Below are 13,820 nucleotides of genomic sequence, written 5' to 3'. Positions count from 1 at the left end.
TAGCGGCAGCAGACCTATCAGCAGGTTACTGCTCAGGCTACGCCGGCCGCTTTCCGCCGCCTGCACGAGCTCGGGGCTCACATTAGCATAAAAGGCCACGTCCTCCTGCCGCAGCCCAAACCAGGCGCGCAGGCGGGAAATGACGTTTTGGGAGGCAGGAGCGCGGCGGGGCATAGCTGGCAGAATATGTACGGTATTCTCAAGAAACGAAAAATACCGTACAAAATCTTTCGGGTATTTGTACGGTATTTTCAGAATTTTAAAAATACCGTACAAAGGTCAGGGCCGTTGTCATGCTACCGCACTGGTTCGCAGGCGCGGCACTGGCGCAAGTTTAGGCGCAGCCGTAACTCGTGACACGCTATGCCGGAAGGCTGCGCCTCCTCGTCAGAACGAGCACGCCGCCCGGATGGCTTCAGGCGGCGCGGTTCCGGTTTGCTGCGTTGCAGCAGTGGAGGTACAACCTCCACGTTATGGTCTGGCACGAGTTAAGCGGTGCTAAACTCGCGCTAGGGAAGCAGGAAGGAAGTCTTTCAGCGCAATAGTTGTGAGGATAGGGTTTTGCCAGAAGTGTTCCACCCGCATTATTTTGCGCAGTTCGCTTCTGCTGAGCATTACCTCTGAAGCACGAGTGTAAAAATCAGCAATATCCCTTCTGAGCATTTCCAGCTCCGGGGTGAATTCGGTAATATCTGCCCGCAGATAAGCGTTGTGCCGGTCTAGCAACTGACAGGCGTAGCTGGTCGCATAAAGGGTTAAATAATCATTCTGCCACGTGCAAATTCGCCATAGATACCGCAGGCGGGATTCTCTATAGCTATAGTTTGGTAGAATGTTGGCTGTGTTAGTCACGCTGACAGGACCAATCTTGCCTTTTAGATAAGAGGAAATTGTAGCTGATTGGATCCGACCACGGGTGTATACAAGATAATCAGCCCAGCCATTCCAGCGGCTTCTATCCAATGATAAGTCAAGATGCCGGAGGTAGGCGAATAGGAACACCAAGAAGTCGTGCTCAATCTTAATTCTTTCCATACTGGTTCTGGAAAAAAATAGAAAAGCCCGGCCAAATAACCGGGCTTTTCAAATCTAGCGGAATAAAAGCTTCCTACCGCGCCCCCAGCCGGTTGCGCTTCCAGTTCGAGCCCGCCGCGGCCGGCGCATCACTCGAAGCCACCACCGGCGCTTTCTTTTCCGTCATCAGCATGGCCGTGAGCACGGCGGCTACTTTGGCCACGCTGGCGTCGGGGGCGGCGGGAGTGAGGTCGGCGGGGGTGAAATGGTCCCGGATGAAGTTCGTGTCGAAGTTGCCGCTCACGAAGGCCGGGTGCTGGAGCACGTAGCGGCCGAAGGGCAAGGTGGTCTGGATGCCGGTAATCTGGTACTCGTCGATGGCGCGCAGCATCCGTTCGATGGCCTCCTGGCGGTCTTTGCCGAAGGTGACGAGCTTGGCAATCATCGGGTCGTAGTAAATCGGGATGTCCATGCCCTGCTCGAAGCCGTCGTCGACGCGCACGCCCGGGCCCTGGGGGCGCACGTAGGTGCTCAGCGTGCCGATGTCGGGCAGGAAGTTGTTCTGCGGGTCTTCGGCGTACACGCGCAGCTCCAGAGCGTGGCCGGTGATGGTCAGCTCGTCCTGGGTAAAGGGCAGCGGATGACCCTCGGCCACGCGAATCTGCTCTTTCACTAGGTCAAGGCCCGTAATCTGCTCGGTCACGGGGTGCTCCACCTGCAAGCGGGTGTTCATCTCCAGGAAGTAGAAGTTGTGCTTATCGTCGAGCAGAAACTCCACGGTGCCGGCCCCGGCGTACTGGCAGGCCCGGGCCACGTCGACGGCGCAGCGGCCCATTTCGGCCCGCAGCTCGGGCGTGAGCACCGAGGAGGGGGCTTCCTCAATTACCTTCTGGTGGCGGCGCTGAATCGAGCATTCCCGCTCAAACAGGTGCACGATGTTGCCGTGCTCGTCGCCCAACACCTGGATTTCGATGTGGCGGGGCCCGGTCACGAACTTCTCGATAAACACCGAACCGTCGCCGAAGGCCGAGGTGGCCTCGTTGATGGCCAGCTGCATCTGCTCCTCAAACTCGGCCGCGTCGTTCACGATGCGCATGCCTTTGCCGCCGCCGCCAGCAGAGGCCTTGATCAGAATCGGAAAGCCGACCTCGCGGGCAATGCGCTTGGCCTCTTCCACGTCCGAAATGGCCTCGTCGGTGCCGGGCACCAGCGGGATGTTGTAGGCTTTGACGGCCTGCTTGGCCGAGAGCTTGTCGCCCATCACATTCATGGCCTCGGGCGAAGGGCCCACGAAGATCAGGCCGGCCTCGGTGACCATGCGGGCAAACTCCGCGTTTTCGCTCAAAAAGCCGTAGCCGGGGTGAATGGCGTCGACGCCGAGCTGCCGGCACACTTCCAGAATTTTGTCGCCGCGCAGGTAGCTGTCCTTGCTGGCGGGCGGACCCACGCACACGGCCTCGTCGGCGTAGCGCACGTGCAGGGCATTGCGGTCGGCCTCGGAGTAGATGGCCACGGTGGCAATGCCCATTTCCTTGGCCGAGCGCAGCACGCGCAACGCAATTTCGCCCCGGTTGGCCACGAGGAGCTTGGTGATTTTTTTCATGCGAAAGGGTGGGAGAGAAGCAGAAGGGAAACCTGGGAGAGAAAAGCGGGTCAAAGGCAAGGAGAACGTCTTTCGAAAGCCTGGATAGCCAACCCAGCTCGTCGTCCTGCGCTTTGCGCAGGATGACAAACGGGAAAGGCCGGCTGAAACTGATTCAACACCCCAAAGAAACGCCATTCCGGCCGCTTCTTAAACCCGGGAGCTTAAATTAAGGACCGCGCTGGCGTAGTTGGACGGCTGGCGGCCAGGGCCTACCTTTGCGGATTGCCATAACTTTGTACATGCCGGGGTGTTTGCCACCAGACTTTCCTCGCTTTTCTTTTACCATTAACCGTTTCCTCCGTGGATCTTTTCGAGAAGATTGCCTCCAACCGCGGCCCGCTGGGCAGCCATTCCCACTATGCGCACGGCTACTTCACCTTCCCCAAGCTGGAAGGCGAAATCAAGCCCCGCATGATTTTCCGCGGCAAAGAGGTCCTCACCTGGAGTTTGAACAACTACCTGGGCCTGGCCAACCACCCCGAGGTGCGGCAGGCTGATATCGACGGCGCCACCGAGTACGGCATGGGCCTGCCCATGGGCGCGCGCATCATGAGCGGCAACTCCAACCTGCACGAGCAGCTGGAAAATGAGCTGGCCGAGTTCGTGATGAAGCCCGACTGCCTGCTGCTCAACTTCGGCTACCAGGGCGTAGTGTCCATCATCGACGCGCTGGTGGGCCGCCACGACGTGATTGTGTACGACGCCGAGTCGCACGCCTGCATCATCGACGGCGTGCGCCTGCACGCCGGCAAGCGCTTCGTGTATACCCACAACGACATGGCCAGCCTGGAAAAGCAGCTGGAGCGCGCCACGCGCATGACCAACGAAACCGGCGGCGGTATTCTGGTCATCACCGAGGGCGTGTTCGGCATGTCGGGCAACCAGGGCGACCTGAAGGGCGTGCTGGCGCTGAAGGAGAAATTCAGCTTCCGCCTGTTCGTGGATGACGCGCACGGCTTCGGCACGATGGGCGCTACGGGCGCCGGAACGGGCGAAGAACAGGGCATTCAGGATGGTATTGACCTTTATTTTTCGACGTTTGCCAAGTCCATGGCCAGCATCGGAGCCTTCGTGGCGGGCCCGGAGAGCGTAATTGAATATTTGCGCTACAACATGCGGAGCCAGATTTTCGCCAAAAGCCTGCCCATGCCGCTCGTGGTGGGCGCTTTGAAGCGCCTGGAGCTGCTGCGCACCAAGCCCGAGCTCAAAGACAACCTCTGGACCGTGGTGCGCGCCCTGCAGAGCGGTTTGCGCGAAAAAGGCTTCAACCTGGGCACCACCAAGTCGCCGGTAACGCCGGTGTTCCTGAACGGTGAAATTCCCGACGCTACCCAAATAACCTTCGATTTGCGCGAAAATCACGGTATTTTCTGCTCTATCGTGGTCTATCCGGTCGTGCCCAAGGGCGTGATTATGCTCCGCCTGATTCCGACGGCCGTGCATACGCTCGAAGACGTGCGCGAGACAATTACCGCTTTCGAGGCCGTGGCCGAGAAGCTCGATAAGGGGCTTTACTCTAAAAATACGGTTAGCGCGTAATCAGAGCGGTTTTTGCGCTACTCAGCCAAAAGCGGCCGGCTTCTCCTGCGGAGGTCGGCCGCTTTTTTGTGCTATTCCAAGATATGGATAGGGGTTAAGCTCCGCCGTAGAGGGTGGTTTGGGGGTGAAAAATGCCTTTAGAGGCGGGGAAAGGGCTTTTAGAAAAAAAGTCGAACTATTGCTTGTATTTGAAATCCCTGTATATTAGGGCCGTTCAAAAACATTAATCCACACCAATCAACCCTCCCCAATGAACAACTTTGGCAAACTGAAAGACCTCGTAATGGCACTGGAAGGCGACTTCGAGAAGTTCTATGACAAGCAGAACTCGGCCGCTGGTACCCGCGTGCGTAAAGGCATGCAGGAGCTGAAGAACATGGCGCAGAGCATCCGCACCGAAGTTCAGAACACCAAGAACAGCGCCGCTCCTGCTGCCGGTGCTGCCAAGGCTGCTCCAGCCAAAAAGGCCGCTGCTCCTGCCGCTGCCAAGAAAGCTGCTCCAGCCAAGAAGAAGTAGTTTGGCCCCCGGATTCCGCCGGCCGCTTCGGCAGCCGCGGATTCTGCGGACCACCAAAAAGGCCCCGCCAACTGGCGGGGCCTTTTTATTTGCGGTCTATTTAAGGCGCTGGGTAAGTCCGGGGCCTAAACCAGCTTGATCAGAAAGTAGCTTTTGCCCTTCTGGGCCACCAGGTACTTATCGAGCAGGGCGGGCACGGCCGTGGCCGACTGGTCGAGGGTTACTTTCTGGCGGTTGAGCTTCACGCCGTTGTTCTGCACCATTTTGCGGGCCTCACCCTTGCTGGCGAAGATAACCCCGCCGGTGGCCGTGCTCAGCAGTGTCAGCGCGTCGAGGTCGGCCAGCTCAGCGCGGCTGACTTCCACCTGGGGCACGCCGGCAAACACGTCGAGCAGGGTGGCTTCGGGCAGGGAGGCCAGGTCGCCGCCCCCGAACAGCACCTGGGAGGCGGCCAGGGCGCCTTCGAAGGCTTCGGCCGAGTGCACCCGGATGGTGACGTCCTTGGCCAGGGCCTTTTGCAGGGTGCGCAGGTGCGGGGCCTGGGCGTGCTCAGCTTCCAGGGCCTCGATTTCAGCCTGAGACAGCAGGGTGAACACCCGAATCAGGCGCGGGGCGTCCTCGTCGGCGGCGCCCAGGAAGAACTGGTAGAACTGGTAGGGCGAGGTCATCGTCGGGTCGAGCCAGACGGTGCCGGTTTCGCTCTTGCCGTACTTGGTGCCGTCGGCCTTGGTGATGAGCTGGCCGGTGAGGGCGTAGGCCTTGCCCTCGCCGCCCGACATGCGCCGGATCAGCTCGGTGCCGGTGGTGATGTTGCCCCACTGGTCCGAGGCGCCCATCTGCAGGGTGGTGCCGAGTTCCTTATATAAGTGGAAGAAGTCGTAGCCCTGCAGCAGCTGGTAGCTGAACTCGGTGTAGCTGATGCCCTCGGCCCCGGAGTCCTCGTTGCCGCTGATGCGGCGCTTCACCGAGTCCTTGGCCATCATGTAGTTTACGGTCAGGTGCTTGCCCACCTCGCGCAGAAACTGCAGGAAGCCGAAGTCCTTGAACCAGTCGTAGTTGTTGACGACCTGCGCGCCGGTGGGGCCGGGGGTGAAGTCGAGAAACTTCTCGAGCTGGGCCTGAATCCCGGCCTGGTTGCGGCGCAGGGCCGTTTCGTCGAGCAGGTTGCGCTCCGCCGACTTGCCCGAGGGGTCACCAATCATGCCGGTGGCGCCGCCCACCAGGGCCAGGGGCCGGTGGCCGGCGCGCTGCAGGTGCACCAGCAGCATGATGGTGGCCAGGTTGCCGATGTGCAGGGAGGGCGCGGTGGGGTCGAAGCCGATGTAGCCGGTGATGGGTGCGTTCTTCAGCAGGTGTTCCTCGGTGCCGGGCATCATGTCGTGAAACATGCCCCGCCAGCGGAGTTCGTCAATCAGGTTCATAGAGCGTACGTGAGTCGGGAAGTCGGGAAAAAGAGAATCCGCGGCAAGATAAGCCGGCGGCGCGGGCTCCTTTTTGCGGGAAGTGGCAAAGGTAAGGGCAGGGAGCAGTAACTTTGACTTCGCCCCCAAAGATGGCCGCTTAGAAGCCGGCGGCGGGTTGTGTTTTTCGTTTCCTTGCTCCCGATGCCTACTTTCAGCCCCGACGACCTTCTCAAGCAGATTCAGCAGCGGCAGTTTCAGCCCGTGTACTTTCTGCAGGGCGAAGAGCCTTACTACATCGATTTGGTGGCCAACCAGCTCGAGCAAAGCGTGCTGCCCGAGCACGAGCGGGGCTTCAACCAAGTGGTGCTCTACGGCAAGGATGCCGACGTGGCCACGATTCTGGGTCAGGCCAAGCGCTTCCCAATGATGGCCGAACGGTCGGTGGTGATTGTCAAAGAAGCCCAGGCCGTGGCCGACCTGGAAGCCGAGAAAAGCTGGCCGTTTCTGGAGGCTTACCTCAAAAATCCGCTCCAGAGCACCGTGCTGGTGTTCTGCTACAAGCACAAAACCCTGGACGCCCGCAAGAAGCTCGGCAAGCTCGTGGGCGAAAAGGCCGCGGTGCTGACCAGCAAGAAGGTGTACGATAACCAGGTGCCGGCCTTTATTGCGGGGTACGTGCGCAGCCGGCAGCAGAGCATCGGCGGGCAGGCCACGGCCATGCTGGCCGAGTACATCGGTACCGATTTGGGCCGGCTCACCAACGAAATCGACAAGCTTCTGCTCAACGTGCTGCCCGGCCACAGCATCGACGAGGACCTGGTGCAGCGCATGGTGGGCATCAGCAAGGAGTACAACATCTTCGAGCTGCAAAAAGCCCTCATTCAGCGCGACGTGCTCAAGGCCAACCGCATTCTGACCTACTTCGAGGCCAACCCCAAGGCCAACCCGCTCATCCCGAACCTGACCCTGCTGTTCGGCTTTTTCACCAAGCTGCTCGTGCTCCACCAGCACGGCAACCCCTCCGACGCCGACTTCAAGAAGCTGGGCATCATGAACTCCTTCGCCCAGAAGGACTACGCGCTGGGCATGCGCGTCTACGACTTCGGCCGCACCCGGGCCATCATCCACCTCATCCGCCGCGCCGATTTGCAGAGCAAGGGCGTGGAAAGCGGCTCGATGACCGACGGCGAAATCCTGCGCGAGCTGGTGTTTTTGATCCTGCACCCCGTGCCGCTGAGCGCCATTGCGGGGTAGTAACTGATAAAAAGGACCCGTCAGACCGTCATTCCCCAGCACGCCCGGTATGACGGCTCTTCGTAACTCAGTGTAGTTGGAAACCCCGCCGCGCAAAATCATTCACCTCGACATGGACGCCTTCTACGCCTCCGTGGAGCAGCGCGACAACCCCGAGCTGCGCGGGCGGCCCGTGGCCGTGGGGGGGAGCCGGGAGCGGGGCGTGGTGGCGGCAGCCAGCTACGAAGCCCGGCAGTTTGGGGTGCGCTCGGCCATGTCGTCGGCGCTGGCCCGGCGCAAGTGCCCGGAGCTGGTGTTCGTGAAGCCCCGCTTCGAGGTCTACAAGGCCGTGTCCCAGCAGATTCGGGCCATCTTCGCCGAGTATACCGATTTGGTCGAGCCCCTGTCGTAGGACGAAGCCTACCTGGACGTTACCCATAGCCCGAGTCCGCTCACGGCGACCGAGCTGGCGCGGGAAATCCGGGCCCGGATCTTCCAGGAAACCCAGCTGTACGCCTCGGCGGGCATTTCCTACAATAAGTTTCTGGCTAAGCTGGCCTCCGACTACCGCAAGCCCAACGGGCAGTACGTCATCCGGCCCCACCAGGGCCTGGCCTTCGTGGAAACCCTAGCCGTGGGGCAGTTTCACGGTATCGGCCCGGCCACCGCGGCGCGCCTGAATGGCTTGGGCATCTTCACGGGCCTGGATTTACGCCAGCAGACCGAGGCCTTGTTGCGCCAGCACTTTGGCAAGGCCGGCTCGTACTACTACGCCATTGCCCGGGCCGAAGACCACCGCCCGGTGCAGCCCAACCGGGTGCGCAAGTCTATCGGCTCGGAAACCACCTTCGAGCACGACCTGACCACGCTCAGCGAGCTGGGCACGGCCTTGCTGCCCCTGGCCGATTCGGTCTGGAAAGTGTGCGCGCGGACCGGGGCCCGGGGGCGCACCGTGACGGTCAAGGTCAAGTACGCCGACTTCCAGCAAATCACCCGCAGCCGCACGGGCTTCGCGCCGGTGCCTACGCTGGAGGCCTTGGTGCAGGCCGCCCTGGATCTGCTGCGCACCCAGGTACCTTTGGAAAAGGGCGTGCGCCTGCTCGGCGTCACGGTTTCGACGCTGGAAGGTGAGGAGGAACCCGGCCGGCAGCTCGTGCTGGGGTTTTGAGCGGGAGAGAATAATCAGAACGTCATTCCGAGCTTGCCGAGGAATCTCGCGTGCTGATGTTGGAGTGCCAAGCCGACGACCCCACGCGGGATGCTTCGGCTGCGCCTCTGCAGGACGTTCAGTAGCTACACCGGCTTCTTTTTAGCCTTGACCCGGGCCGGCTTCTTCTTCTTCGGGGCTTTGCGCTTCCTGGGCCGGTGGGGCTTGGGCCGGGCCGGGCGGGCCATCCGCTCGGCCTTGCGCTCGGCCCGGTGCAGCAGCCGGGCGGGCAGGCGCAGGGTGAGCTGGTCGCGCACGAACTGGGCCAGGTGGGACAGGGGCACGGTGTGGGTGTGGCGCAGAAAGTGCAGCACCTCGCGCCGGCGCAGGGTGCTGACGCCCGTCAGGCCCCGGGCCAGCAGAAACTGCTTGACTTCGTCGAGCAGCAGCAGGCTGGCCAGGGCGGCGGGCTCCACGGTGGCGTTGTAGCCGGCCGGCCGATGCTCGCGCAGTCCTTCGGCCGAGGCCACCAGCACGCCCACCCAGGCCGGCAGCAACGGCAGCAGCTTGGCCACGTGCTTCTCGGTCACGACGAAGGTGACCAGGTCGTAGACCTCCCCGTAGCAGCGCAGCTGGTTGGTCACGCGCTGGAGCGTGTCGCCGTCGCCCTTCACCTCGTAGCCGTGCATAAAGGCCGGGGTGATATGCACCACGTCGGCGCGGGTGGTGCCGGTGGGCAGCTCATCGATGTGCACGCCGCCCTGGAGCAGCGGGTAAAGCAGGGCGCGGATTTCCGGGTCGTTCATACAGCCCCGCAAGATACGGCCGGAAAGGGTGTAGCGACGCCTACTTGCGTCTCAATCGGTAGAGCCCGTTGGTAGGCGGTGCCGGTCGTGCTGACGCCGAGACGCAAGTAGGCGTCTCTACATCGTTTTACCGCCTCACTGGTTTAGAAAAGGAAAACGGGGCATCCTCGGGCTTAACTCCGCGGGCCTTATTGGGCTCGGCGGCCATGTCGAAGTCGAGGGTGGCGCCTTGGAGCAAGGCCTCGTGGCTGAGCCAGTTGTGCTCGTAGGGCTGGCCGTTGAGGGTGAGCGTGCGGATGTAGCGGTTTTGGGCGCTGTTCAGCGGGGCGTTGAGCACCACGTCCTTGCCGTTGGGCAGGTGCAGGGTGGCCTTGGGGAAGAGCGGGGCGCCGAGCACGTACTGGTCGGAGGCGGGGCAGACGGGGTAGAAGCCCAGGGCCGAAAACACGTACCAGGCCGAGGTCTGCCCGTTGTCCTCGTCGCCGCAGTAGCCGTCGGGGGTGGGCAGGTAGAGGCGGTTCAGGGTTTCGCGCACCCAGTACTGCGCTTTCCAGGGCTGGGCGGCGTAGTTGTAGAGGTAAATCATGTGCTGGATGGGCTGGTTGCCGTGGGCGTAGTTGCCCATGCCGGCAATCTGCATCTCCTTGATTTCGTGAATCACCGAGCCGTAGTACGACGCGTCGAACACCGGGGGCAGGGTAAAGACCGTGTCTAGGGCCGCCGTGAAGGGCTTCGGGCCGCCCATGAGGTCCATCAGCCCCTGCACGTCGTGAAACACCGACCAGGTGTAGTGCCAGCTGTTGCCCTCGGTAAAGGCGCCGCCCCACTTGAAGGGGTTGAACGGGGTCTGAAACGAGCCGTCCTGGTTGCGGCCCCGCATCAGCCCGGTTTGCTTGTCGAAGAGCTTGCGGTAGTTCTGGCTGCGTTGGGCGTAAAGGTTGATTTCCTTCTTGGGCCGGTTCAGGGCTTTGGCCAGCTGATAAATGGCGAAGTCGTCGTAGGCGTATTCCAGGGTGCGGGCCGCGCTTTCGTCGATTTTCACGTCGTAAGGCACGTAGCCAAGCTTGTTGTAGTACTGCACCCCGTAGCGTCCCACGGCCGACACGGGGCCGGCGTTGTTGGCCCCGTGCAGCAGGGCCTGATACAAGGTCTGGATGTCGTAGCCCCGGCCGCCTTTTACGTAGGCGTCGGCCACCACCGAGGCCGAGTTGTTGCCCACCATAATGTCGCGGTAGCCCGGGCTGCCCCATTCCGGCAGCCAGCCGCCTTCCGTATAGGCGTTGACCAGGCCGGCCTGCACCTGCTGGTTGACCTCCGGATACAGCAGGTTCAGGAAGGGAAACAGGGCCCGGAACGTGTCCCAGAAGCCGGTATCGGTGTAGAGGTAGCCCGGCCGCGTCTGCCCGTTGTAGGGGCTGTAGTGCACCACCTGGCCCTGGGCATTCACCTCGTAGAACTTGCGCGGAAACAGCAGGGAGCGGTACAGGCAGGAGTAGAACGTGCGCCGCTGCTCGTCGGAGCCGCCTTCCACCTGGATGCGGCCGAGTTGCTCGTTCCAGGCCGCGCGGCCCTTCTGCTGCACCGTTTCGAAGTCGTCCTGGCCGATTTCGTTCAGGTTCAGCTCGGCCTGCTCGGGGCTGATAAAGGAGGAGGCCACCCGCACGTTCACCTGCTCGCCCCGGCGGGTACGGAAGCCCACCACGGCGCCGGTATGGTTGGCCGTGGCTTCGAGCAGGGCCGCGTCGAGCTTCTTGTCCTGGTAGATGCTGGTGAAGGTGAAGTCGTGGTCGAACTCCAGGATGAAGTAGCTCTTAAAGTCCGCCGGCACGCCCCCGCTGTTGCGGGTGGTGTAGCCGACGATGCGCCGCCGGGCGGGCAGCAGCTGCACGTGGGAGCCTTTGTCCAGCGCGTCGAGCACTACGTAGGCGCTGTCGGTGCGCGGGAAGGTGAAGCGGAAACGGGCGGCCCGCTCGGTGGGGGTGATTTCCGTCGTCACGTCGTGGTCGGCCAGGTACACCCGGTAGTAGTAGGGGCGGGCCTCCTCGGCCTTGTGGGAAAACCAGCTGGCCCGCTCGTCTTCCTCGAAGCGCACCTTGCCCGTAATCGGCATCAGGGCAAACTGCCCGTAGTCGTTCATCCAGGGCGAGGGCTGATGGGTTTGCTTGAAGCCCCGGATTTTGTCGGCCGCGTACTGGTAGGCCCAGCCCGAGCCCATCTTGCCCGTTTGCGGCAGCCAGCAGTTCATGCCCCAGGGCCGGGCAATGGCGGGGTAGGTGTTGCCGTTCGACAAACTGGGCTTGGAATCAGTGCCCACCAGCGGATTCACCCAGTCGACGGGGCTGAAGGGGGCCGCCGCGGGGGCGAGGCTTTGGCTGCGGGCACTCAGGCTGAGGCCGAGCAGCAGCGCTGGCAGGACCGGAAAATGACGGAGCATGGCGTAGGGGGAGTTGGAAGTGGGCGCGAGGCCGTAAAGATGGGATTTCAGCCCAGTTTCCCGCACTCCGTACTTGCTGCTCTGGTTGCGGCCCGCTCCGATCCGGCAAGTCTGCCGGTCGGTGGTTACTTTCGGCGCCCGGCCCGGTTGTTTCCCCACCGGGCCGGGTGGCCCCTTGCTAGTCATGACCGAACGTATTCCCACCTACGAGCTGCGGGCCTTTGCCAGCGGCGACCCCACCGCCGCGCAGGTGTTCTTTCCCGACTACGCCACCGGCGGCCCGCCCCGGATTCCGCTGCACCGGCCCTACCGCGGCAACTATTACAAAATCAGCCTGTGTCTGCGCGGCGCGGCCCAGCTCACCATCAATCTGCACCCTTACGCCGTGACGCCCGGCTGCCTGGTCCTGGCTACCCCCGACGTTATCAAGCAGTGGACCCACCTGAGCGCCGACTACGAAACGCTGTCGGTATTTTTCACCCGGGAGTTTATTACGGCCAACAACGCGGCGACGGGCCGGCTGGGTTTTCTGGTGGCGCCCACCGCGCCCGTGCTGCCGCTTTCGGCGCCCGAGGCGGCCAACATTGCCGCGTCGTTTCGCTTTTTGCAGCAGAAGTACCACACCCCCAACGCGCAGCGGACCAACATCCTGCAGAGTATTCTCCTGAGCCTGCTCTTCGAGCTGGGCGCCCTCTACGCCGGCCGGCAGCCGCTGACGGCGCCGGCCGGGGGCGCCCGCCGTCAGCAGCTGGCCGCCGCCTTCCGCGGGCTCCTGCAGACCCACGGCGCGGCCGTGCGCAGCGTGGCGTTTTACGCCGCGGCGCTCTGCGTGACGCCCAAGCACCTCACGGAGCAGGTGAAAGCCGCCACCGGCCGCACCGCCCGGGAGTGGATAGCCGAAACCGTGGTGCTCGAAGCCAAGGCCCTGCTGCAAGATCCGGCCCTGACCATCAACCAGGTGGCGGCCACCCTGGAGTTTGCCGACCAGTTCGCCTTCAGCCGGTTTTTCAAGAACTGCACCGGGGTTTCGCCCACGGCCTACCGCCTGGCGGGCTGACCTGCTTTGCCGCCTTTGGGCCACAGCTTGCCGCCATTCGGCCATTTCGGCGTGGTGGGTTCGGGCGGACCTTTGCCTGGCAACCAGGAGTTGCGCCCCTGCTCACTACTTATTCCCTTCGCTGATGATCTTGATAACTGGAGCTACCGGCCACCTCGGCGCGGCCGTGCTGCACACGCTCCTGCAGAAAACTGCCGCAACTGAAGTGGCCGCGCTGGTGCGCGACGAAGCCAAAGCCGCCCCGCTCCAAACCCGGGGCGTCAGCATCCGCGTGGGCAGCTACGGCGACCCGGCCTCCCTGGACCGCGCCCTGCTGGGTATCGACACGGTGCTGCTCATCTCCGGGGGCGGGGAGGCCGATGGGCTGCAGCAGCACCAGAACGTAATTGACGCCGCCAAACGGGCCGGCGTCCGCCGCCTGGCCTACACCAGCCGGGCCCTGCACAACCCGACCACGCTGGCCAACGAGCTGATGGTGCGCCATTTTCAAACCGAGGACTACCTGCGGGCGAGCGGGCTGCCCCACGTTATTTTCCGCAACATCCTCTACATGGACACCCTGCCGCTGTTTACGGGGCCCCACGTGGTGGAAACGGGCATCAGCCTGCCGGCGGGCGCGGGCCGGGTGGCCTACGCCCTGCGCCGCGAAATGGGCGAGGCCATGGCCAACGTGCTGCTGGCCGCCCCCGGCGACAACCGCACCTATCACTTCACCGGCGGCACGGCCTATTCCTTTGCCGATGTCGCCGCCGCCCTGACCGCCGCCGCGGGGCGCCCGGTCACGTATTCACCCGTGCCGGTGGCGGACTTCGCGGCCGGCATGCAGGCGCGCGGAGTACCGGCCCCGGCCATTGAGCGCACCATCGGCTTTCTGACCGACATCAAAAACGGCCAGGAAGCCCACGTCAGCCCCGACCTGGAAGCTGCGCTGGGCCGCCCCCCGGCCACCCTGGCGCAGGCCATCCGGGAGTTGTATGCCCTGTAGCGGGGCCCGCCGCTCCGCTTTAAAAAAGACCAGCCGCCGG

9 protein-coding genes and 2 pseudogenes are annotated in these 13,820 nt (G+C 62.9%); 6 read left to right on the top strand and 5 right to left on the bottom strand.

Going from position 1 to position 13,820, the window contains the following annotated elements; all coding sequences use genetic code 11:
* Positions 1-498: 498 nt before the first annotated feature.
* Positions 499-1,035: a hypothetical protein gene (locus tag EWM57_RS03570; RefSeq protein WP_129919756.1), complete on the bottom strand. Its 537-nt coding sequence runs from the start codon at positions 1,033-1,035 to the stop codon at positions 499-501.
* Positions 1,036-1,108: 73 nt separating this feature from the next.
* On the bottom strand, positions 1,109-2,617 hold the full coding sequence (gene accC / locus EWM57_RS03565) for an acetyl-CoA carboxylase biotin carboxylase subunit (protein ID WP_129919755.1): 1,509 nt from the start codon (positions 2,615-2,617) through the stop codon (positions 1,109-1,111).
* A 342-nt stretch (positions 2,618-2,959) separates the two neighbouring features.
* On the opposite strand from accC, the gene EWM57_RS03560 reads away from it, so the two are divergent.
* Complete coding sequence (locus EWM57_RS03560; protein WP_129919754.1) at positions 2,960-4,198, top strand: aminotransferase class I/II-fold pyridoxal phosphate-dependent enzyme; 1,239 nt, start codon at positions 2,960-2,962, stop codon at positions 4,196-4,198.
* A gap of 250 nt (positions 4,199-4,448) precedes the next feature.
* A pseudogene (locus EWM57_RS03555) lies at positions 4,449-4,619 on the top strand (histone H1); the annotation flags it as partial.
* Between the two features lie 221 nt (positions 4,620-4,840).
* On the opposite strand, the gene tyrS reads toward EWM57_RS03555, so the two are convergent.
* On the bottom strand, positions 4,841-6,136 hold the full coding sequence (gene tyrS / locus EWM57_RS03550) for a tyrosine--tRNA ligase (protein ID WP_129919753.1): 1,296 nt from the start codon (positions 6,134-6,136) through the stop codon (positions 4,841-4,843).
* A gap of 183 nt (positions 6,137-6,319) precedes the next feature.
* Here tyrS and holA point away from each other — a divergent pair, with 183 nt between their 5' ends.
* Both holA and dinB read left to right on the top strand, forming a co-directional pair.
* A complete protein-coding gene (holA, locus tag EWM57_RS03545; RefSeq protein WP_129919752.1) occupies positions 6,320-7,372 on the top strand; it encodes a DNA polymerase III subunit delta in 1,053 nt (350 codons plus the stop codon).
* A gap of 112 nt (positions 7,373-7,484) precedes the next feature.
* Positions 7,485-8,519, top strand: a pseudogene (gene dinB, locus EWM57_RS03540) (DNA polymerase IV).
* 125 nt (positions 8,520-8,644) lie between these two features.
* Here dinB and EWM57_RS03535 read toward each other — a convergent pair.
* Entirely contained in the window at positions 8,645-9,304 is a 660-nt protein-coding gene (locus EWM57_RS03535; protein WP_129919751.1) for a sce7726 family protein, read from the bottom strand.
* A gap of 127 nt (positions 9,305-9,431) precedes the next feature.
* Complete coding sequence (locus EWM57_RS03530) at positions 9,432-11,738, bottom strand: GH92 family glycosyl hydrolase (RefSeq protein WP_129919750.1); 2,307 nt, start codon at positions 11,736-11,738, stop codon at positions 9,432-9,434.
* A gap of 184 nt (positions 11,739-11,922) precedes the next feature.
* Here EWM57_RS03530 and EWM57_RS03525 point away from each other — a divergent pair, with 184 nt between their 5' ends.
* Positions 11,923-12,795, top strand: coding sequence for a helix-turn-helix domain-containing protein (locus EWM57_RS03525; RefSeq protein WP_129919749.1), 873 nt, complete (start codon positions 11,923-11,925; stop codon positions 12,793-12,795).
* Between the two features lie 124 nt (positions 12,796-12,919).
* Complete coding sequence (locus EWM57_RS03520; RefSeq protein WP_129919748.1) at positions 12,920-13,780, top strand: SDR family oxidoreductase; 861 nt, start codon at positions 12,920-12,922, stop codon at positions 13,778-13,780.
* Positions 13,781-13,820: the final 40 nt, after the last annotated feature.

Origin of the sequence: Hymenobacter persicinus (assembly GCF_004167665.1) — a bacterium.
Lineage (GTDB): Bacteria > Bacteroidota > Bacteroidia > Cytophagales > Hymenobacteraceae > Hymenobacter > Hymenobacter persicinus.
Note: the sequence above shows the minus strand (reverse complement) of the source record. Positions and strands in the feature narration are given on the sequence as shown.

Excerpts from the sequence above, each read along its gene's own strand:
- accC (WP_129919755.1), bottom strand. The coding sequence starts at position 2,617 with ATGAAAAAAATCACCAAGCTCCTCGTGGCCAACCGGGGCGAAATTGCG.
- EWM57_RS03525 (WP_129919749.1), top strand. The coding sequence starts at position 11,923 with ATGACCGAACGTATTCCCACCTACGAGCTGCGGGCCTTTGCCAGCGGC.
- EWM57_RS03535 (WP_129919751.1), bottom strand. The coding sequence starts at position 9,304 with ATGAACGACCCGGAAATCCGCGCCCTGCTTTACCCGCTGCTCCAGGGC.
- EWM57_RS03570 (WP_129919756.1), bottom strand. The coding sequence starts at position 1,035 with ATGGAAAGAATTAAGATTGAGCACGACTTCTTGGTGTTCCTATTCGCC.
- holA (WP_129919752.1), top strand. The coding sequence starts at position 6,320 with ATGCCTACTTTCAGCCCCGACGACCTTCTCAAGCAGATTCAGCAGCGG.
- EWM57_RS03530 (WP_129919750.1), bottom strand. The coding sequence starts at position 11,738 with ATGCTCCGTCATTTTCCGGTCCTGCCAGCGCTGCTGCTCGGCCTCAGC.
- EWM57_RS03520 (WP_129919748.1), top strand. The coding sequence starts at position 12,920 with ATGATCTTGATAACTGGAGCTACCGGCCACCTCGGCGCGGCCGTGCTG.
- tyrS (WP_129919753.1), bottom strand. The coding sequence starts at position 6,136 with ATGAACCTGATTGACGAACTCCGCTGGCGGGGCATGTTTCACGACATG.